This window comes from Paenibacillus rhizovicinus (genome assembly GCF_010365285.1).
GTDB classification, from domain to species: Bacteria; Bacillota; Bacilli; order Paenibacillales; family Paenibacillaceae; genus Paenibacillus_Z; species Paenibacillus_Z rhizovicinus.
Genome location: NZ_CP048286.1, coordinates 5,093,718 through 5,113,886, shown reverse-complemented (window position 1 = coordinate 5,113,886; position 20,169 = coordinate 5,093,718). Strand labels below are relative to the sequence as shown.

19 protein-coding genes are annotated in these 20,169 nt (G+C 57.7%); 5 read left to right on the top strand and 14 right to left on the bottom strand.

All coding sequences use genetic code 11. The features are described from left to right. Positions 1–147 precede the first annotated feature (147 nt). From GZH47_RS23000 to GZH47_RS22985, 4 genes are all read right to left on the bottom strand, one after another. Positions 148–1,404: an S-layer homology domain-containing protein gene (locus GZH47_RS23000; RefSeq protein WP_162643367.1), complete on the bottom strand. Its 1,257-nt coding sequence runs from the start codon at positions 1,402–1,404 to the stop codon at positions 148–150. A gap of 435 nt (positions 1,405–1,839) precedes the next feature. Continuing rightward, complete coding sequence (locus GZH47_RS22995) at positions 1,840–3,342, bottom strand: DEAD/DEAH box helicase (protein ID WP_162643366.1); 1,503 nt, start codon at positions 3,340–3,342, stop codon at positions 1,840–1,842. A gap of 34 nt (positions 3,343–3,376) precedes the next feature. After that, on the bottom strand, positions 3,377–4,150 hold the full coding sequence (locus tag GZH47_RS22990) for an SDR family NAD(P)-dependent oxidoreductase (RefSeq protein WP_162643364.1): 774 nt from the start codon (positions 4,148–4,150) through the stop codon (positions 3,377–3,379). 211 nt (positions 4,151–4,361) lie between these two features. Then, entirely contained in the window at positions 4,362–4,823 is a 462-nt protein-coding gene (locus GZH47_RS22985; protein WP_162643363.1) for a chemotaxis protein CheX, read from the bottom strand. Positions 4,824–5,007: 184 nt separating this feature from the next. Here GZH47_RS22985 and GZH47_RS22980 point away from each other — a divergent pair, with 184 nt between their 5' ends. Next, positions 5,008–6,006, top strand: coding sequence for a zinc dependent phospholipase C family protein (locus tag GZH47_RS22980; RefSeq protein ID WP_404823710.1), 999 nt, complete (start codon positions 5,008–5,010; stop codon positions 6,004–6,006). On the opposite strand, the gene GZH47_RS22975 is transcribed toward GZH47_RS22980, so the two are convergent. After that, complete coding sequence (locus GZH47_RS22975) at positions 6,001–7,023, bottom strand: HRDC domain-containing protein (RefSeq protein WP_162643361.1); 1,023 nt, start codon at positions 7,021–7,023, stop codon at positions 6,001–6,003. The two genes, GZH47_RS22980 and GZH47_RS22975, sit on opposite strands and share 6 nt — an antisense overlap. Positions 7,024–7,266: 243 nt before the next feature. Between GZH47_RS22975 and GZH47_RS22970 the strand changes: the two genes are divergently transcribed. Further along, positions 7,267–7,563: a DUF3055 domain-containing protein gene (locus GZH47_RS22970; protein ID WP_192043536.1), complete on the top strand. Its 297-nt coding sequence runs from the start codon at positions 7,267–7,269 to the stop codon at positions 7,561–7,563. A gap of 54 nt (positions 7,564–7,617) precedes the next feature. After that, positions 7,618–7,878 (top strand): hypothetical protein, encoded by a 261-nt coding sequence (locus GZH47_RS22965; protein WP_162643360.1) that lies wholly within the window; start codon positions 7,618–7,620, stop codon positions 7,876–7,878. A 156-nt stretch (positions 7,879–8,034) separates the two neighbouring features. Here GZH47_RS22965 and GZH47_RS22960 read toward each other — a convergent pair whose 3' ends face one another. The 9 genes from GZH47_RS22960 to GZH47_RS22920 all read right to left on the bottom strand — a co-directional run bounded on the left by GZH47_RS22960 (position 8,035) and on the right by GZH47_RS22920 (position 17,451). After that, on the bottom strand, positions 8,035–9,525 hold the full coding sequence (locus GZH47_RS22960; protein WP_162643359.1) for a phosphodiester glycosidase family protein: 1,491 nt from the start codon (positions 9,523–9,525) through the stop codon (positions 8,035–8,037). Between the two features lie 129 nt (positions 9,526–9,654). Continuing rightward, positions 9,655–10,986, bottom strand: coding sequence for a glycoside hydrolase family 140 protein (locus tag GZH47_RS22955; protein WP_162643358.1), 1,332 nt, complete (start codon positions 10,984–10,986; stop codon positions 9,655–9,657). Positions 10,987–11,037: 51 nt separating this feature from the next. Beyond that, the gene (locus GZH47_RS22950; protein WP_162643357.1) at positions 11,038–12,156 is read right to left on the bottom strand and encodes a Gfo/Idh/MocA family protein; all 1,119 of its coding nucleotides are present in this window, start codon (positions 12,154–12,156) and stop codon (positions 11,038–11,040) included. Next, a complete protein-coding gene (locus GZH47_RS22945) occupies positions 12,153–13,133 on the bottom strand; it encodes a Gfo/Idh/MocA family protein (RefSeq protein ID WP_162643356.1) in 981 nt (326 codons plus the stop codon). The genes GZH47_RS22950 and GZH47_RS22945 overlap by 4 nt, the downstream gene beginning before the upstream one ends. Next, positions 13,134–14,144, bottom strand: coding sequence for a Gfo/Idh/MocA family protein (locus GZH47_RS22940; protein WP_162643355.1), 1,011 nt, complete (start codon positions 14,142–14,144; stop codon positions 13,134–13,136). Positions 14,145–14,228: 84 nt separating this feature from the next. Continuing rightward, positions 14,229–15,203 carry an aldo/keto reductase gene (locus tag GZH47_RS22935; protein ID WP_162643354.1) on the bottom strand — a complete coding sequence of 325 codons (975 nt, stop codon included), beginning with the start codon at positions 15,201–15,203 and terminating at the stop codon, positions 14,229–14,231. Between the two features lie 126 nt (positions 15,204–15,329). Further along, entirely contained in the window at positions 15,330–15,683 is a 354-nt protein-coding gene (locus tag GZH47_RS22930; RefSeq protein ID WP_162643353.1) for a DUF8034 domain-containing protein, read from the bottom strand. 32 nt (positions 15,684–15,715) lie between these two features. After that, positions 15,716–17,047 (bottom strand): DUF8034 domain-containing protein, encoded by a 1,332-nt coding sequence (locus tag GZH47_RS22925; RefSeq protein ID WP_162643352.1) that lies wholly within the window; start codon positions 17,045–17,047, stop codon positions 15,716–15,718. 206 nt (positions 17,048–17,253) lie between these two features. After that, entirely contained in the window at positions 17,254–17,451 is a 198-nt protein-coding gene (locus GZH47_RS22920; protein ID WP_162643351.1) for a hypothetical protein, read from the bottom strand. Positions 17,452–17,681: 230 nt separating this feature from the next. On the opposite strand from GZH47_RS22920, the gene GZH47_RS22915 reads away from it, so the two are divergent. Both GZH47_RS22915 and GZH47_RS22910 read left to right on the top strand, forming a co-directional pair. Next, the gene (locus GZH47_RS22915; RefSeq protein WP_162643349.1) at positions 17,682–19,154 is read left to right on the top strand and encodes an alpha/beta fold hydrolase; all 1,473 of its coding nucleotides are present in this window, start codon (positions 17,682–17,684) and stop codon (positions 19,152–19,154) included. Between the two features lie 113 nt (positions 19,155–19,267). Next, positions 19,268–20,128, top strand: a complete 861-nt coding sequence (locus tag GZH47_RS22910) for a 5'-3' exonuclease (protein ID WP_162643348.1) — start codon at positions 19,268–19,270, stop codon at positions 20,126–20,128. Positions 20,129–20,169 lie beyond the last annotated feature (41 nt).

Genomic DNA, 20,169 nt, shown 5'->3' with positions numbered 1-20,169 from the left:
CCGTTCAGCCGCTTGAGGCGAAGGCCGGATCTCGAGCCCAAAAGCAAAAGAGCCTTCGCTCCCGTCAGTCAAGCGGGAATGAAGGCTCTAATTAAGCACCGGCTGGTGCGCGGTTCGTGCGCGTTATGCTCGATAAGCGCGCTTTTATTAGGAAACGACTTTAATCGCAGTCACAACGCCGTTCGTGAGCGTCAGCTCAAGCGCTTGGCCGACTTCGAGCAGCGCCGCATCGCCGATAACCGTTACTTCGGGAGATACAGCGTACGAATATTTCTGCGTACCGCCGGTCGTGAGATCTTTCGTAATGGAAATGATCGTCATTCTGCCCGACGAGTTCACCTTGTACGAATCGAATTTGCCGCTATCTTTCGTCACGACCTGGTCGGCAGCCGCCTTCGTCACTTCGATGAATACGACTTTGTTCTGGTACGTACGAACGAGCACTTCGTCTCCTGCTTTCAGAGCAGCCGCGGTCGCCTTCACGTTATTGCGGAAGATGAATACGTTCGGGTCGAGCGCCAGCGCCACTTCGCTATTGTCTGCTTTCACGACCGTAATCGATCCGGCCGACGCAGATACTTTCAACGTACCCGTAATCGCCGCCGCATCGTGATCCGGAAGCTGTTCGTCCGTGCGGTCAAGCAGGGCTGCCAATTCGGCGCGCGTCACGGGCTGGTTCGGACGGAACGTATTGTTCTCGTAACCCGTGATGAGGTTCTTCTCGAGCGCTACTTCCACATAGCCGACGGAGCCGGCAGGAATGCTCTTCGCATCCTTGAACGTCAACTGCGAATTGACTTTCGCTTTCGCTTCGGCTTCAAGGCCGAGCGCCTTCACGAGCAGCGTTGCCGCGAACAAACGCGTTGCCGGCTTGTCCGCCTGAATAGCGTCGTCCGTCTCGTTGAACAGGTCTTTCTCCAAAGCGACGGCTACGTAACCGACTGCCCAAGGATATTTCTTCGTCAGCTGATCGGCGTCCTTGAAGTTGAGCTTCGTGCTCATCTCGGCTTGCGACTCCGCTTGCTCTTTCAATCCCATCAGGCGGACAGCCGCCACGATGGACTCGATGCGCGTGATTTGCTGCTGCGGCTTGAACGTGCCGTCTTCGTAGCCGTTGAACACGCCTTTGGAAGCCAAACGAATAATATATTCCATCGCCCATTTGAGATCCTGCTCATCCTTGAAGTGCAGGTTGATCCCGGAGCCGTTGCCGTTGTTGCCTTTGTTGTTAACGTTACTATTGCCGTTGTTCTTGCCGCCGTTGTTGCGATCTTCTTGCTTGCCGTTTTCGCGTTCGTTATGTCCGTTTCCTTTACCGTCGGCGAATGCGCTGCCCGCGCCTCCTGCCAAAGTCAGTAACGCTATCGATGTGACTGCCGCCTTTTTCAACATGGCCTTTTTCATAATGATGCCACTCTCCTCGCGATGCGGTCCCAGCCGCGTTTTTTAACGTTCGCTCATATCCTTCGGGACCATGCAAATGCTTTCAGGGGGTAGCAGGTGAAAATTTTGTCAGCAAAGCGCAGCACCCGCAGCCCCTGGCATGCGACATTTACGACGGCTTCCCTAGAAGAAATCAATAGGGCCCAACCAGAGCACTGTCCGTCGAAAGCCGCGAAAATACTCGGTTTTCCGGGTTTGCCTGCTTGGCCGGCAACCTGCTGGGCAAGCAGGCTGAACTACCAATAACCACGCACCATGCAGCCGCGCAAAAAAAACCGGAACGGCATTCTGCATGCCATTCCGGTTTCACCCTTTATGCGATTAAGCTTGCTCGCGCAAGATGCGACTGCGATGCTTGCTCTCGTAAAATGCGACTGCGATGTGCGCTCGTCTTGCTTACTTTTCGCCCTGTTCGCCGTCGCGCTTCGCTTTGAGCCATTTCGGCGCGCCTTTGTTCTTCCGTTCCCGCTCCAGCTCTTTCTTGGATTTAGCGGGCTTCGACTGCTTCGGATCCTGCTTGCGAGGCGCAGCGGCTTGTCCGGAACGAGAAGCCGGCGTCGATTGCCCGCCGGCGATAGTTGCCCGGCGCGCGGCCGGCTCCGCAGCCGCTTCGCCGGATTGAGCCGGTGCCGGCGGTTTACGGGCTGCGGACAAACCGCCAGCCGCGGAGGCACCTTGGCCCGGTCTGCGCGCTGCGTCGCCGCTGCTCCGGGTCGAGCTGAATTCCCGCCGAGGTCTATCCTCGCCGCGAACGCCTTGTTCCTCGCCCGGCGACCACAGTTTGCCCTTGTACATCGTTTTCTCCTGCAAATCGATGCCGAGCTGCTTGCGGAACTTGTCCATGATGAACAGCTGGTTCCGCGTCACGATGGACACGACCGTACCGGATTTCCCCATCCGTCCCGTCCGTCCGGAGCGGTGAACGTAATGATCGGCATCCAGCGCCGGATCCAAATGGACGACGAGCGCCAAATCCGCGATATCGAGTCCTCGGGCCGCAACGTCCGTTGCAAGCAGGATCTGCAGCCGGCCTTCCCTGAACCGGGCCAGCGTCGACGAGCGCCGTTGTTTGTCGGCATCGCCGTACAGCGTCTCCACGGAGAAGCCTTCGTATTTCAGCTTCGCTTCATAATTCGCGATTTCGTCCGTTTCGTTAATGAATAGCAGCGCTGACGCCGGTTTCAGCAGATGAATCAAGCGCCTTGCTGTATCCGCCTTATCGCGCTTGTCGCAGACAACGTAATAGTGGGCGACTTTGCTCGGCGTTTGCTGGTCAGGACTCACGTTCACCTGCTTCGGCTCCCGCATCCAGCGCTCCTCGACATCGGCCATCGCCTGCGGCCGCGTCGCCGAGAAGAAGGCGATCTGCCGGTCGCGCAGCATGCCCTTCAGCAGTGTTTCCACTTCGATCGTCGACCCGAGATTGAACACTTGATCCGCTTCGTCGATAATGACAAGCCGAATGCCGTGCAGCTTCAATTTGCCGGACTTCACCAGTTCGTGAATACGCCCCGGCGTACCGACGACGATGTGCGGATGCTCCCGCAGCTTCTCCACTTGGCGCTGCATGGATGCTCCGCCGATGAGCTGCTGCGTCTTCACGCCGAGCGCTTCGCCGTACGTCTCCGCCACGCGGAAAATTTGCATCGCCAGCTCCTGCGTAGGCGCAAGCACCATGATTTGCACGGCACTGCTCGCCGTGTCGACCCGCTGGATAGCAGGCAGCATGTAGGCCAGCGTCTTGCCCGAGCCCGTCTGCGATTTCGCGGAAATATCATGCCCCGCCAGCATCAGCGGAATGGTCTCCGCCTGCACCGGCGTCGGCGCTTCGATTTTATTCATTCGTAACGCTTCGATCAGCTGCGGCTGCAGCTGTAACGTTTCCCAAGACACATGCATCAAACTCCTCTTATACTTACTTGCCTGTGAACCACTACTTACGGTTGAGCCATCTGCCCGCAACCCGGTCGGCCAAACGCGGAAACAGTCCGTACAGACGGATGCCGACGGATGCCGATAACGGCAAATCCACTTCCGGCGTCCGCTTCTCGATGACCTTGACGATCGCACTCGCAACCTGCTCCGGCTTCAGCATGTAGCCGCGTACCCGGCTCGCATAGGATCCGTCCGGATCCGCCGTTTGCAGGAAAGGAGTGTCGATCGGACCGGGATTGACAGCCGATACGGCAATATTGAAAGGCGCGAGCTCCGAGCGTATGGCGTTCGTGAACCCCAATACCGCATGCTTCGTCGCCGCGTAACCGGAAGACTTCGACGTGCTTAGTTTGCCCGCCATGGATGCGACGTTCACGATATGTCCGCCGCCCTGCGCGCGCATGACCGGAAGCACTGCTTTCGCGCATCGGACGATCCCCATATAGTTCGTGTCCATCATCGCTTGAAACCGCTCGACCGGCGCATCCTCGAACAGCTCGAACAGCCCGAATCCGGCATTGTTCAGCAGCACGTCGATACGGCCGTAATCTTCCGCGACCCTCCGAACGGCTTCCTGAACCGACCCGAAATCCGTCACGTCCAGCTCATAGCAGCCGTGCTTCTGCGGAATGGACTGCGATATCCGCTCCAGCTTCTCTCTGCTGCGGCCGGTAAGAATCGGCACGGCGCCTTGCGCAGCCAGCATTTTGGCCGTTTCTGCGCCGATCCCGCTCGCCGCGCCGGTGATCAGTACGATTTTCCCATGCAACACCTGTCATCACCTGCCTTTCAGTTTACTGCAAAGGGTACGAATAGGCAAAACGAATCCGTTCCCCGAACGGCCCGCGCATGCGGCAAGCGACGGTCGACGCTGTCCTTTTGACGGCGCGGCGCGCCAAAATCCAGAAAAATCCAATCCTATTATAAGCAAAAACTAATCTGTCCGGAATATAAAAAAAGCTCCCACGGGAGCTTGAAAAATGCTACGATGCAAGTAGAACTTGAATGTCCAGCTCGCCGATTCCTTCCATAATGAGCGGGATCGTCAATGCTTTGGAAGCCTTGAAACCCGCATCCTGCGCGGAATGAATCACTTTCGGCGGCGTAATGTCCACCCTCACGCCCTGGTTGAAGAGCATCGTGCTGGCGTTGCCGCTGATCATATTGCCGAGCTCGCTAATCGCGCTTTTGCCCATTTCGTCCATTTCGGCAATGGCGTAGCCGCCCATCATCGCGGAAACCATCTTGAGCGCTACCTGCTCGCTTAATCCAAAAACGATATCACCGTTCATTTGGCCGTTGAGGCCGATTTGAATCCATATATGATTTTCCATGAACGTTACGTCCTTGATGCCGAGCTGCCCGGTAGAAGGTCTGATCTGAATCACTTGCTCGATCACGATTTTAGCGGACTCTAGGAAGGGATTGATGTACTCAGCCTTCATCTTGAGGTAGCGCCCCTTTGCAACGTTGTCGGTGAACTTCTTCCTAATTATACAAGAATAATTAGGTCAAGTATACCATTCCGCTCAAGTTTGCTGGATTATGTCGAATCATCGCCCCGAGACCGCGCTAAAATTCGTACTTTCGATTCAGATTTCCCCCTTACCGGATACCCAATTAAGGAGGATGACCGTGCCAAACGTATGGACCCATTTTTTATTCGGGCAGCGATGCCTCCGCATGCTTGGCGAAGAAACGCTCATTGCGCATCCGGCGCGTAAGCGTCTATTCAATATGGGCTGCCAAGGTCCGGACTTTCTATTCTATCATCATTTCCTCCCCTGGCAGAAAGACAAGACGATGAACAAGCTCGGGAGCGCCATGCATGAACGGCACTGCGGCCCGGCTCTGCTCGATATGCTCGATGCGGTCGATCACCTGCCCGATTCCGATCCGTCCAAGGACGACTCGCTCGCCTATGCATTAGGCTTCCTGCTGCATCATCTCTTGGACCGCGTCATGCATCCTTACGTCTTCAGCCGTTCCGGCTTCCGTAAGTGGGATCATCAGCGTTTCGAAGTAATGATGGATACGCTCATCGTCCGCAAGCTGCTCGGCATAGATACCTGGAAGACGGAAGTGTGGCGCGAAATCGATATGCGAGGCGCACTGCCGGACGCGATCGTAGACGCTTTCGAACAAATCTCGGCCGTGCATTATTCCGATTTCGCTCCGCTGATCCGCCGGGAGCAGTGGCGCGGCGCCATGGGCGACATGATTCGCGCGCAGCGGCTGTTCCACGATCCAAGCGGAATCAAACGCGTGCTGACGTTCGGGCAGATCGATCCCTTCGTGTACAAGCGGCATCTGCCGAAGCTGGATATTTTGAACGAATCGCGCCGTCCTTGGCTTGATCCGACCGATGGGCAAACGAGACACGATGACGATATATGGATGCTGTGGGACCGGGCGATGGACGAAAGCAAACCTGTTCTGAAAGCCGTCCTGCTATGGCTGCGCTGCAACGAATCGGAGCAGAACGATCTTCAAGAACCCATTACGCCTTCCAAGCACCAGCTTCGCGAAGCGGCTTCGCAATTGATCGGCAACCGCTCCTACGAAACCGGCTGCGGCTGCGACAGCGGCTTATCGATCCGTTTCGAAGATCCGATCTGGTCGTTATGACACTTGTTCCCGGCTGCCATTCGCCCGTCGAAACCGCAGCCGTATCAGCCTGAGCCGGTCATAGAGCATGTCGAGCGACTTGCCCTTCCCCTGATCCGCATCCTCCCCGTACACCTGATGCAGCACCGGTTTCAAGTAGCGGTCGCCGAGCGTTTGCAGCGCGTCCCAGACAAGCTGCTGCTCGAAATCCGGCATTTCCGCAAGCTCTCGTTCGATGAGCGGCTCCAGATCATAGCCTTCCGTTTCCAGCTTCTCGATCCGCTCCATCAAGTCGCGGCGCGGCAGATCGACTTGCTCCTGCAGCTCGTCGATCGACTTCCCCTCCGCGATTGCGCGGAGCAGCTCCCGTTTCTCCGACAGCCGGTCCATCTGCGCTTTGAGCTTATTCTCCTTCTGCTTGTACGTCCACTTCGTATACGTCTTCGGATCGAGCGTTCCCGCTACCCAATCGAGCGGAAAATGCGTGTCTCGCTGGAATAAACGCGTAATCGCCAGCACTTCCTCGCCGTAGGCCGCTTGCTTGGCTTCGCCCCAACCCGGAATTTGCAACAGTTCCTCCAGCTGCTGCGGCACGAATGCGCTGATCATCCAGAGCATCCGGTTCGTCGCGACCAGGTAGGCCGACTTCTTGATGGCGACCGCCTTGGCACGCCGCCAATCGCGCAGCGCGTGGAATAACTCTTCATTGCCGTTCTGCTCGCCGTAACACTGGATCATCGAGTACAACGTGCCGGTCCCTTCCACAGTCCTGCGTTCGTCAAGCATGCCGTCGATTAGCGGCAAGAAGCCTTCTCCCATCTGCACGGCAACGCCATGCCGGAAGGCCGTCATCATTTCTTCCCACGAGCCGCCCTCGTACCAAATTTGCTGATCCCCGGCCTGTTGGGTTTCGGAATCCGAATCCGTCCATATGACCGACCATACGCCGTTCTGCTCGCAAATCGACAACTGGGCTTCGCCGGCTGCCGCGATTTCGCCGCCGGCTCTCTCAAAAGTGTTCAAAAATACGACCTGCATGACAGGCACCTCCGCTATTAGGAATGATCAAATCCATCTGGAAGATAAACGCAAAAAAAGCACCTCTTCGCGCCATAGCATGGCGAAAAGAGGTGCTTCCTCACGTTCAACGATTTGATTGCTCACATCATAGCATACGGCGGATCGGATAGGCAATAGCGAAGTTCCATTTTCTCCCTGAGCGCGTGTTGCCCGCTTTGCAAGCGGGATGCTATGATAGACGCATTAAAGGAGGAACGCCCGATGCTGCTGCCTGATTATGATTTTATGTCCGATATGACCGAACAAACGACTACCCGCTTCGTTACGTTCATTACGCCGAACCTGAAACGGTTCGACCTGGCCATCATGACGACGAGCCGTTTCTACGGCAAGAAGCTGATTACCGATCTGCAAAGCGGTCGCACCGCGATCGTCGGACAGGATGATTTGGACGAAGACGGATACTTGGAATATACGTACAAACTGACGGAAGAAGAAGCTGGCGACCTGCGCCAATTTCTCGAACTCGTGGTGGGAACGGTGAATTTTACCGACTGATCGGGGTACACTGAAACGGTAAAAAACAATAATCCGTTTCAGGAGGTAGCCGGCTTGTTCAAAAAAGAAGATCGTCAATCGTATACGGATTTCAAAGCTGTCGAGTCCCAACGCAACGACCTCGCTGCAGAAGAGTTCCCGGAAGGCCCGTATGGTTCCGGAATCCCGTCGCCGTCGCTTGGCAAAAGCACGCCTTGGCGGATCGACATGCGCTCGCCGAACCGGTTCGATTACGAGAACCGCGAGCTGCATGAAGGGATTGACCGCGACTATCCCGGCGAGGACAGCTACCCGGATGCCATAGATGAACCTTGACTGACCGAACCCGCGACGCAGACAAAGCCCGCCTGGCGGAGATGACCGAGAATGGCCATCCCGATGCCGGCGGGCTTTGTGCTGTGCCTTCGTCCATAGCCGCGAGCGAGAACTGCAGGGCGGTTATGGTTCGTCAGTTCTGCTCGTTCAAAGCTGCTAGTAGCGAAGCTGCTTGCCGAACAACAGCGCATTGCTGAGAAGCCTGCCCGGCGCGGTTACCGTCTTCCCTTGAAACATCATGCCGGATGAAGCCCCGCCGTCGAGATTCATCGCCTGCCGCGCGCCGAGCTGCGCCATCACTTCGGCCCACTGCTTCATCGTCGCGCCGGATACGGTTGCGATCATGACGGAACCGTCCCTGAGGATGGCAATGCCGCTGCGCGCGCCGCCGCCGGTCAAGATCTTGGGATCGCGGAATCCTTCGGCTGTCGGATTGAGCGTGACCTTCCCGTCCGTGACAAGCCGCGGACCTGCTCCGACCGCGGTATGCACGCCGCTCCAATCGACGGCCGAGCCTTTCAAATTCGTCATGTTAAGCGAGTAAGACACCCGGCTGCCGACCTGGAATCGGTTCGCTTGTCCGGCCTCCCCGCCTTGATAGACGATCACGTAGCCGTCCGACGGGATTAAGCTATCCGCGCCATTATGGATGGCAGTCACGACTCCGCGCTGCACGACGACGGCATGCTCGGCTTTGAACCCCAGCGACGTGCCGCGCTGAGGCGTAAAGAGCGTCGCCGTCGATTGGCCGGAAGGCAGCCGATTCATGAAATACGCATACCACGAGCTTGTTCCGCCGTCCGGTGCCGACACGCTGCCACGAATCCCGATCCGCAGCGTGTCCATCACCGCACTGCCGTCCCACTTGAACCCGATGGACGTGCCGGTGTTGCCGATATGCTGCGGAAGGCTTCCACTGATCAGCATGCCGTACGGATCCGGAACGCCGCTGTAGGAGTCGAAGAAAGCGCCGTTAATCGCAATATCCGCATGGTAGGCGGAAACCATGCCGGCCAGCGATTGCGTCGTGCCGACCTTCCGGTTCGCATAGCCGGTCGTGACCGGCATGCCCTTGGGAATCGTCACGGTCTTTACCGCGAAGCTTCTTCCGGCTGCCTTGACCGTACGATTCTCGAGCTTCGGCTCGAACGCAAGCTTATTCGATGCGGCCGGCTTCGTCACGACGACCGGCAGCTTCAAGGTGCCCGAATAGCCCGCGGATGCCGGCGATACGCTGATCGTGAGCGTCGTTGTGCCCGTGGCGACCGGAATCAGCACGCCGGCTTCGTTCACTTTCGCAATGGCCGGATTTCCGGTTGCGTACAGCAGCTGCACCTGCGCGGACGATTTCACCTTCGGAGCGGCCGGGAATTGCTTGCCCAGCTGCAGATTCACGGTGGCTGCCGGGTATGTCAACTTCACGGACTGGCTCTTTGCAGCCGTTGCGGCCGAAGACCCAGCCCCCGAGCTTGACGCTTTGGGCGCGGTTGGCGCTTTGGGTGCGGTTGGTGCTTTGGGCGCGTCTGGCGCGGTTGGTCCGGCAATGCTGCCGGCTGACGCTTGCGCCGTCCATACCGCCGGCGATACGGACAGCAGCGCCGTCAACAAAGATGCGGCGGCGACGGATTTGAGATTCGGTTTCTTCATGATGCGACTAGCTCCTCTATATGCAATTTCAGATGCGACAAGGACGATATGCGGCATATGCAAGGCCGAATATGGCTCCCTCTTCCATTTGTCGGCAGCGAATGGAAGAAAGTGAACCGCTATCCCGCATTACTCCTCGCGCGAAAGGACCAATATCCAGTCCGACCCTCGTCCCGACGAGGGAGGCACGAAAGCCGCAGCCCGATCGGCGATTCCGCCGGCCGAAGCCGTAGTGTCGCTTTGCAAGGAATCGCCGCTTCTCGGATCCAGCCACGCCGCAGTGAAACTCGCGTTGCCGAAGCCGCTCAGATCCAGCTCGAACGTCCTTCCTTTCGGAGAATAAACCCAAACGTAGCCCTCGCCGCGCATGACGCTGACGCGGTCGCCGCCGGTGTAATTGTAGCGCAGCAGCTCCTGAGCCGGAACTCTTCCTTGCAGCGGCCGCGACTCCATCAGCCGCCGGAGGATGGCCATCTGATTGGCGCCGGGCAGCGACAAGGCTTCACGCCAATGCGTGCGGGGATAGCAAACCGGCTCGAATGCCGGTCCATGAAACTGCCAGACGTCATGGCATCCGTACGTGTGCCCGCATGCGCCGGCGAATACGGACCAATAGGCGCCCTGCCTCGTTTCATAGTCGTCGAAATAGCCGTTCTCCGGCAGCCAGTTAATGGGATGATCCTCGTAGCGCGGCTCGGCATCCAACGCAGGCTTGATCGGAAAGCGTCCGTAATCGCGTTCGATGAATTGGTAGGACGTCTCCAAGTCGCGCGCGAAATGGTAACTGCCCGCCATATGGAAATCCAGCCATTCGTCAGCCGGAAAATAAATCGACGACCCGCGGCAAACATGGAAGGTAATCAAATGCGACCCGCCGTCCCCGTCCTTCAAGCCGCGGGCCATGCTGCGCCACAGTTCCTTCAGCGTACCGTGCGGGTCGCTGCTTTCCGTATAATCCCGGTCGCCGCCCAGCACCCATACGATGTTCGGCTCGTCGCGATAGCGGCTGCCGAGCCACCGTCCGTAACGGTATGCGCGGTCGATTGCCGCCTCCGCCCCCTGATTCCCGTAAGCGGGATTGAAAATCCGCGGACCGTCGCCCGGCTCCAGCACTTTATCCCCCCAAGCCGGCAATAGCGCCATGTACATGCCATGTTCGCCGGCCATCCGGATCATTTCGTCCGCCAGCTCGAAATAGCTCTCGTTCGGTCGATCCGAATCCAGTTCGTGCAGCGGGACTTCGCCATAGGCGTTGCCGGCTTTCAAGCCGTTCATCTCCGCTAGCAGTGCCGCTTGTATGACGTTGAAGCCCTGCTCCTTCCGCTTGGCGAAATAATATGCTGCTTCCTCGCGGGTCAACCGATTGAACAACTCCCATGCCGTGTCGCCGATCCAGACGAACGGCGTGCCGTCCGCCATATTCAACCATCTTTTATCCTCGCTTATGCGCAATTGCTGCATCGTTCCCGCTCCCCTTCTTACCGTCGGCAGCCATCCCAGAACTGCCGTGCTTTATCTAACGACGTGATTTTTAGCCGATTCTACCGCCCGATAGATCGCGAGCAGAACCGGCTCGAAACGTTCAAAAGTATACGGCAGCCACCGAGCAGTATCCTTGGCTTCTGCTTCTGCTTCTGCTTCTGTCTTTGCCTTCGCTTCGGCTCCTAGCGAGAATTGCTTTTCCGATTCCACTGCCGCCGTGCGCTGACCGCTCCCGTACGTATCCAGCCAATGCTCGAGCAATCCCCAAGGACCGTCATATCGGGGGGCCGGACAGACGACTTCACGGTTGCGCCCAAGCGGCGAGTACTGGTGCAGGGAAGTGTCCGTCAGCACGGCCGATGCCTTGGAGCCCTCGACGGTTACTTCCCCCAAATACGAATACGGCTCGCGTTTGGAGCACCAAACCGTCTCGTAATTCAGCCGATAATCCGCGGTCTCTGCCAGCACCGAAGCAACGGTCCGCGTGCCGGCTCGGGAGAAGGCGGGTTCGAACGAATGCGCGTACAAGCGAAGCGGCTCGAAACCGAATAGATCGTGCAGCACGCTAAAATGATGATAGGATAAGTCCTCCAGCACGAGATGACGATAGCTCTTCATCCAATCATGGATTTCGTAAGGAAGACGGCAGCGCCATGTGATTTGCTCGACTGCACCTAGCTCATCCTCATCCACCAGCCGCTTCAACGCGCGGACGGACGGCATATACCGGTAATGCTCGCCGACGAACAATCGCCCCGGGCCGCGCTTGCTCAGCTCCGACAGCCGTTCGACGTCGGACATGGCATGGAGGCGCAGCTTCTTCACCAGAACGTCGATGTTCTCCCGGAGGAGCCGTTCCATAACGGGAAAGCTTGTCTTGCGGTCGTTGGACACGCAGACGAACGCGGTATCCGGAGCCGATAATTCGAGCGCCTCCTCGAGGCTGGCGAACAGTCGACAATGCTGCAGCTGCGCAGGCAGTCCCTGCGGTTTAACCGAACTCGATCCCCATTCTCCGTATACGTCGACGATGCCCGCAACCACGATGCCGGGAAGACCCGGCCATTCCGCAAGCCCTTCTATGCCAACGAAGAGAAGCCGCGGTTTGCGCGGCTCCCCAGCAACTTCTATCGTTCTCCGATCGTTCATCGGATGATCCTGACGGGCTGTTTGGCGGCAGCCGATTCATACGCGGCAAGGGCGACGCGCACGGCTTCAAGGCCGTCCTCTCCGGTAATCGCTACCGGCTTGTCGTTGCGGACGCTGTCGACGAAGGAAGCGACGAGTCCGGCATCCATGTCCGAACCCCAGTTGACCCAAGAGGTTTTCAGCGTCGCGTCTTTGTGAACCACGATGTTTTGCTTGAACAGGTCGACTTTGCTTACGCCGGCGCTGCCGACGATCTCCAGCGTGACATCTCCCCAGGTCGGAAAAGATTTCGTGCGCGACCAGGAAGGATCCAGCGAAGCAATGACGCCGTTATCGAACGAAAACACGAGCATCCCGCAGTCGTCGGCATCGATTTTGTGGAAACGCGTGCCGATTTCCGCGTAGACCTCGGTGATTTCCGCGCCTGGCATGATCCAGCGCATCAGGTCGACGACATGAACCGTATGGTCGATGACGGCGCCGCCGCCGGATTTCGCTTTGTCGATAAACCAGCCGCCAGGCATCGAGCCTCGGTTCGTGCCTTGAATGGCGCGGATGTTGCCGAGCTTGCCGCTCTCGACGCCGCGTTTCATCGCCGCGGCCGCAGGGTGAAACCGGCACGGGAACGCGGTCATCAGCTTAACCCCGCTCTTGCGTGCCGCGGATACGATCTCCTGGGCGCTCTCCACGGAGTCCGCCAACGGCTTCTCGCACAAAATATGCTTGCCGGCCTGCGCGGCTGCGACAGCGATCTCGCGGTGCAGCGCGTTCTCCGAACAGATGACGACGGCATCGATATCCGTTGCCAGCAGCTTCTCGTAATCTTGCTCCCAATGCGTGCCGAAATCATTCGCCGCCTGCCGGCCGCGGGTTTCATCCGCCTCCGCGACGCCGGCGATTTCAACGCCCAGCTTGCGCAAGCCGTGCACGTATGCATAGACATGCATGTGGGCAACGCCCAATAGGCCGATCTTCATTCAGGCATTCCCCTTTCCGAAGCTTTCCATTTCCACGGCCGTACCGGTCACGGCCGATTGGATGCAAGCCAAGCTGATGCGCAACGCCTCATAGGCATCCTCCGCGGTCAAGACAGGGTCGATGCCATCCTCGATGCAGCGCAGGAAGTGATCGAGCTCCGTGTCGTACGGCGACCGGTCGAGCGCGCTTTGCGGAATTTGAACGGCGGCTTGGTTGGCTTCCTTGGCGGCCAAGCGGACCTGGTTCGTAACGGCATCCTCGGAATTCACGGACAAAATGCCGCCATCGCCCGCAACCTCAAGCCGCGTCGCGAAGCCCTCGGGGAAGGCCCACGAGCCATTGGCGTATCCGATCGCGCCGCTGCGGAAGCGCAGCGTCACGAACGCGTGATCCGGCGACCGGGTATCGCCCGATGCGAGCAAACTGCGCGCATAGACGCGTTCGACTTCGCCGAAAGTCCAGCGGAGCCAATCGAAGTCATGAAGAAGGAGATCGAGCAGCACGCCGCCGGATTTCTCGAAGTCCAGGTACCAGCCGTCAAATCCGCGCGGGCAAGCGCTGACCCGCTCCGTGCGGACCGTACCGGCTTCGCCGATCTCTCCCCGTTGGATCAGCTCCCTAACCTGCGCGTATTCCGGGAAGAAACGGACCACGTGGCCGACGTACAGGTGAACGCCCGCATCGCGGCAAGCGTCGATCATCGCCCGGGCATCGGCAAGATTGCCGGCGATCGGTTTCTCGCAGATGACGTGCTTGCCGTATGCAGCAGCGCGCAGCACGTAGTCTTTATGTGCGAAAGTAGGCACGCATACGTCGATGACGTCCGGATTCTCGGCTTCCATGAGTGCTTCCAACGTGGCGTAAGCGCGCGTCCCGAGCCGTTCCGCCATCGCGGCGGCGGCTTCAAAGCGGGCATCGAAGATGCCGACAAGATCGGCGCGCGGATTGCGCGCATGAGCCTCGGCATGAACGGCCCCCATGGAGCCGGCGCCGATAAGAGCGATTCGCATTCTGATACCTCCTAAAAGTTTTGCGAGCGAAGCCCGCAGCCGGGGAACCCGGCGAGAAAGCAAAACTACTTCGAAAGCATTAGCTTAAGTTTTGCGATGGCTAAGCCTCGCAGCCCTCTCTTGATTCCAGGCCGCGAGCGCCTGCCAGAACGTGTCCGGGATAGAAACGCGCAGCGCCTCTAGCGTCGAGACGACTTCATCTTCGTCCCTCGGACCGGTCAAATTCATGGCGATGCCCGCGCAGCGCAGCGGGAACTGAAGCGCTGCAGCCAGCACCGAAACGCCGTGCGCAGCGCATAGATCGTATACTTCCGCCGCGAGTCCGCGCCGAATGACTGTCTCTTCATGCCATGCCGGTACTTGCAGCGTCCGCGGATCGGCGCCTGTCAGCATGCCGGCCGATAGCGGGCTGCCATTGACGATGCCGGCATCAAGGCTTTCGGCAAGCCGGATCAAAGGCGAGGCGCTTTGATCGATCGGCGTATAGTCCGAGTAGGTCAATACGGAATCGACATGCCCGTTCGCAATGACCTCCTCCAGCAAGTCCAGCGGACGCGTCCCGAGGCCGATATAGCGGATTTTGCCGGCGCTTCTTGCTTCCTGCAGCGCTTCGAGCGCCCCTCCTGCCCCGAGGACTTGACTGAGCGTATACACATCGTGGATTTGCAGCAGATCGATATAATCCGTCCGAAATCTTCGCAGGCTCTCGTCGACGCTGCGTGCGACGGCGGCTTTGGCCTCCGCTGGCGTGAGCGTCTTCGGAATAGGAGCCTTCGTTGCCACGAAGATCGATGAACGAAGCCCGGAATGGGCGCCGATAAAGCTGCCGACGACGAATTCGCTTTCACCGTAAGCCGCAGACGTATCGAAATAGCGCACGCCGAGCTCGTAAGCCCGCTCCAGCACGGCCTTGTCCTTGCGCAGCTTGTCGGGCTGAAGGCCATCGCGCCCGAGCCAGGCGGCACCGATGCCGTAAGCCCATTCACGATCACCGTCCCGCAGACGGAAACGGCGTACTTCCTCGTTAAACGGAGGATTGATTCCGGTAGGACGGGTCATAGACAAAGCGTTCCACCTCCAACTCCAGTCTTAATTGAGACGACGGATGCAGCAGCACCTCGAACTGACGGTCATGGATATCCGTTACTTCGATACGTTGCCCGTCTTCCGAGAGAACCGCCGCGCTTAGAAATCGATGCTCGCCGAAGGCGCCGGCCTGCAAGCGCAGCTCCCGAACAAGCGAGCTGTCCAGATTGACCAGCGCGAGCACGACGCAGCCGGTGCGATCTTCTCGACGAGCGCCGCAACGTCCTTCGGCAGTCCGGGGCGTTTACCCGCGATATCCCAATATACAACCGTGGCCATTACGAGGCCGCCTTTGTAAACCGGCAGCGGCGCGCCCATCGTAAGCTGCAGCAGCCCTTCGACCGTAACCGGATTCCGTTTCTGCAGATAAGAATCGGTGTACGTTGCCGGATCTTGCCGGTCTTCACGGATGAAGCGAAGCCGTTCTTCGATTTGCGCTAAGTTGTGTTCCATAATTCTTTCGGGATAATAAGGGAAGTTTCCTGCTAGATAGGCCGCCCAAGCGGCATCATGGCCGCCGAGACCCTTGGCCGGTTTCTTGACGATGCGCGCTCCCAGTCGCGCGTATCCTGGTTGCGAAGCCGCTGCGCCAGCGCCAGATCTGACGCCTCCTGCGACATATGCCACAGATGGATCGGGAATCGGGCATCCATCGGCTGGAATTCGAGCCATCCGTCCCGCGAGACGATTTCTCCGTCATCCGCTTGAAGAACGCCGGGAATCCACAGTTTGTAGCGATGCTGCAGCCCGGCATCCCCATATTTGTAAGGAACGCGCAGCGTCCCCTTGTCTTCGATGCCCTGCTCGGCCAGCCGCTCGATCTGCGTCCGGGCGAAGGCCATATAAGACATGTCCCCGGTCAGCAATGTCGCATTCTCGGCCGCGATCAAGACCGCGTCTCCGACCGACAGCCAGCCATGCGGCCATGTCCAGCCGTCATAACCGCCGTACCATTTGCCGCTCAGCGTCTCGCCGATCACGCCTGACAGACCGACGTTATCGGGAACGAGCCGGCCGTTCTTCTCCGCCCGTTCGATCCACGCATCGACGTATTCCTTCACCCAGGTCCGGTATTTCTCGTCGCCGGTATGCAGATACGCGTTCGCAACCATCGTCGCCGCCGCCAAATTCGCGATGACGTCGCCATGAGACAAGCGCTCGCGCATGATTTCGCCCATAGCCGCCGCGTGCTCGGGACGGCGGATATCTTCGATCTCCGTAATGCCCGGCACATCGCCGAAAGGCAAGCCGTAGAACGATTTCCAATCCTCGTAAACCCATGGCTCGCCGGTGAAATTGCGGAAAGCCGGCCCTTTGCTGCCGGAAAAGGCGCAGCGGATCAGCTTCAGCCGCCCATCATAATTCGGCGCATCCGGATCTTTATTCATGAAGAAGCCGGCATAGCGGATCGACCGCTCCCGGTTGCGCCCGGCGTCCGGCGCCGCCAAGTTTAAAGGGTAGAAGAATAAGTACCCTTCGCCTTGATGAAACCAATCGTAGCCTTGCTCGTATTCTTTTACGGTGACGGGATGGCCGTGACCGCTGTCATACTGCGTGAATTGCTGCGTAATCGCATCGTACTCGCGCAGCGAAATCTCGAGATACTCGCGGTTTCCGCCAAGCAGGTACAGCAGCGGCCAGTTCTGAAAGCTCTCGTAGGCGTCGTCAAGTTCGTCGATGCCGACATGGTTCGGATCGACCGGCCACATCAAGCTGCCGTCTTCTTTGACGTACTTGGCCATGACGGGCTCATATACGTTCTCGAGCTCCGCGAAAAGCTTGCGTTGCAGCAATGCCCAGCGAGGGGGGCGTCCCAAACGGGATCTTGCTTTCGATTCTTGTCATCGGCATTTCTCCTTCCACCCCTACTTTAATGACTTCCGGCTTGGGGTCATAGTGTCCGTTTGGCAGATCAGCGCCCATTTCGAACCGAATCGTGATCTCGAACCGGTTCAGCGCGATTGAATGGCGCGCAAAATAAAAAATCCAGCCGCAGGCTGCGACTGGAAAGAACGGTACATGTCTACGGGCGGCGCGATGGATCGCAGTTGTTCAGGGGGACGCCTTCTTCCTTTAACAGCTCCAGCGCCTCCGCGATTTTCTCGGCAATAGTGAACAACAGTTCATTGAACGCCTCATCCGCATGTACTTGGTTTAGGTCTTGCTTCTGCTCTTGATCTTCATTTTCATTGACCGATCCCATTGCTTTCAAGGTTTCCATAGCTGCCTCCTGCCTTGATGAATCTTCGATCAACACGGTAAACAATAAGGCTCGTTATTCATCAACCGCATTTAAATACCAGTTACTGGATTATGAGGTGAATTTGTGTTCATGTATGTTAAAATTATAATGAATTAATCGTTACATAACCGTTACATCCTGCGGTTCTTCATAGATCGCTATTATCTCATTCTCGTCTAGTCGAAACGACCCTGACTGGAGGCTTCCCATTGTCATTCGCTCACTCACATTCGATTTTCAATTATCGGTTCCAGCCCTCTCAACACCCGGTGGCCGAGACGATCATGCTCCTTCACGGGAACGGCTTCAACAGTTCATTCTGGGGTGAAATGGCGGTTCGCTTGAATGAACGCTTTCATCTGCTCTTCATGGATCTGCTGCCCGGCCATGCGGGGGAGATGTCCTGGGAGCTGCTTTGTGACGAACTGCATGCCGTGCTCGAGAAATTGGCGATCGAGGAGCTCCATATCGTTGGACACAGCTTCGGAGGATCGCTTGCGGTCGCTTACGCGAATCGGCATCCGGACCGGGTCAAGAAACTCGTCTTGCTATCGCTCGCCGTCTTCTATCCCATGGTAGAAGGAGAACAGATCGTGCACAACTTTTTGCGCCATATCGAGCAAGAAGGCGTCCCTGCCGTCGCCCGCCGCGAATTCATACCGTTCCTGACCTTGCTTCCCGAGGGTCACGTAACGCTTGAAGCTCTCTATCAGGCGTACGATCAATTGGAACCGCAGCACTATATCCGGTTATTCAAATTGCAGATGCTCGCGCGGCCGATCCACGAGCGGCATCAAATTTCCACTCCGACGCTGCTGCTTGCCGGTGAACGGGATAAGCTGTATTTGCCTCAGCTGCAGTCGATCACGGCAGGTTATTTCACTCGCGGATCGTTTCTGATCGTGCCGCAGGCGGCGAACGCCCTGTTCATTGACCAGCCGCAATTGACGGCCCAATGGATCCGGGATTTCCTGTTGCAAGCCTCGGATGAAGAACCGCCGCTCGCTTCCAGGACCATGTCCAGCCATATTCCTTCGCTCATTTATTCTGTCATGCATGCGGCGGCTCCGATCACGACGCCTCCGAAGCCTGTCGAACGCCGTGAGCCTTCCTTGTCCCTCTCGTTGTTTCACGCGTTCCATGTTCGCTTGAACGGGATTGAGATCGTGGACGGATGGGACAAGCGTTATGCCAAAAACATCCTAGCCTACTTGGCGATGCATCCAGTGTGCACGCGGGAGGAACTGTGCGACGCCTTGTTTCCGGGACTGAACCGTTCTGCCGCGCTCAATAACTTGCGCGTCTATGTGGGGCATTTGAAGAAGCTGCTGGAGCTGCCGGAGGGTGAATCGATTCTGATGACCGACCGCAAGTATATCCGGCTGAAGGCCGTGATCGATTGCGACCTGCAATGCTATGACGAGGAGATCAAGCGCATTCTGTTTATCAAGGGCGAAGAGGCCAAATGCGCGGCTGCCAGAGACTTCCTGCAGCGGCTCGGCGATGCATCCATAATGACCGGCATCTACGATCAATGGTTCCTTGACTATCGTTCCTACTTCGAAGAGCTGATCGTCAGTCTGTCCCAATGGGCCGCATCCTGGGAAGCACGGATGAACCGGCCGGATTCGGCGCTGTTCTTCGAGAAAATCGCAGGCCGGCTGCTTGACGATCCGATGTAGACGCTTGCGGCCGGCCTATGTAAATGCATCCATTCTACCAATATCGTTGCGATTCTTGTCCTTCCTATTCTATGATAGACGTATCTTATTGATAGAACAGGATGGATACGGCAATGAACGAGAACAAAATACTGATCGTCGACGGCATGGCCCTGCTCTTCCGAGCTTTTTTCGCGCAGTCGTACGATGCTCGCAGAATGGCGGACGGCACGCCGACGAACGCCATTTATGGCTTCATGCAATACTTATTCGATGCCGTGAACCGATTCGAGCCGACGCATGTATTGTGCTGCTGGGATATGGGAAGCAAGACGTTCCGCACGGACATGTACGCGAATTACAAGGCAAACCGGCCCGAAGCGCCGAATGATCTTATCCCGCAATTCTCGCTGGTGAAAGACATCGTTGCCGCACTCGGCATTCCGAACGTCGGACTGGAAGGCTACGAGGCGGACGATTGCATCGGAACGCTGTCGCAGAAGTTGAGCGGACTTGGCCATGTCTACGTGCTGACGGGCGACCAGGATATGCTGCAGCTGGTGTCCGAACAGATTCATGTCGTGATCATGAAGAAGGGACGCGGGAATTACGCGGTGTACGACATCGCGTTCCTTCGGGAAGACAAAGGCGTGCATCCGTTCCAGATCATCGAGATGAAAGGACTGACCGGCGATACGAGCGACAACTATCCCGGCGTCAAAGGCATCGGCGAGAAGACGGCGCTGAAGCTGCTGCAGGAATACGAATCGATCGACGGTATTCTGAGCAACCTGGACGCGCTGTCCAAGAGCATCAAAGCAAAAATCGAATCCGATCTCGACATGCTGCACTTATCCCGTACGCTGGCCCGCATCAATATCGAAGTGCCGATCCACTGCGAACTGGACGCCTGTCAATGGGCCGTTCCGATGGATACGGCGCAGCAGGTGTTCGATCAGTACCGGTTGTCGTCGCTGTTGAAGCTGATTGGCTAGATCGGCGGCCGGTTAACCGATCCATGCCTCGCATAGGAGCT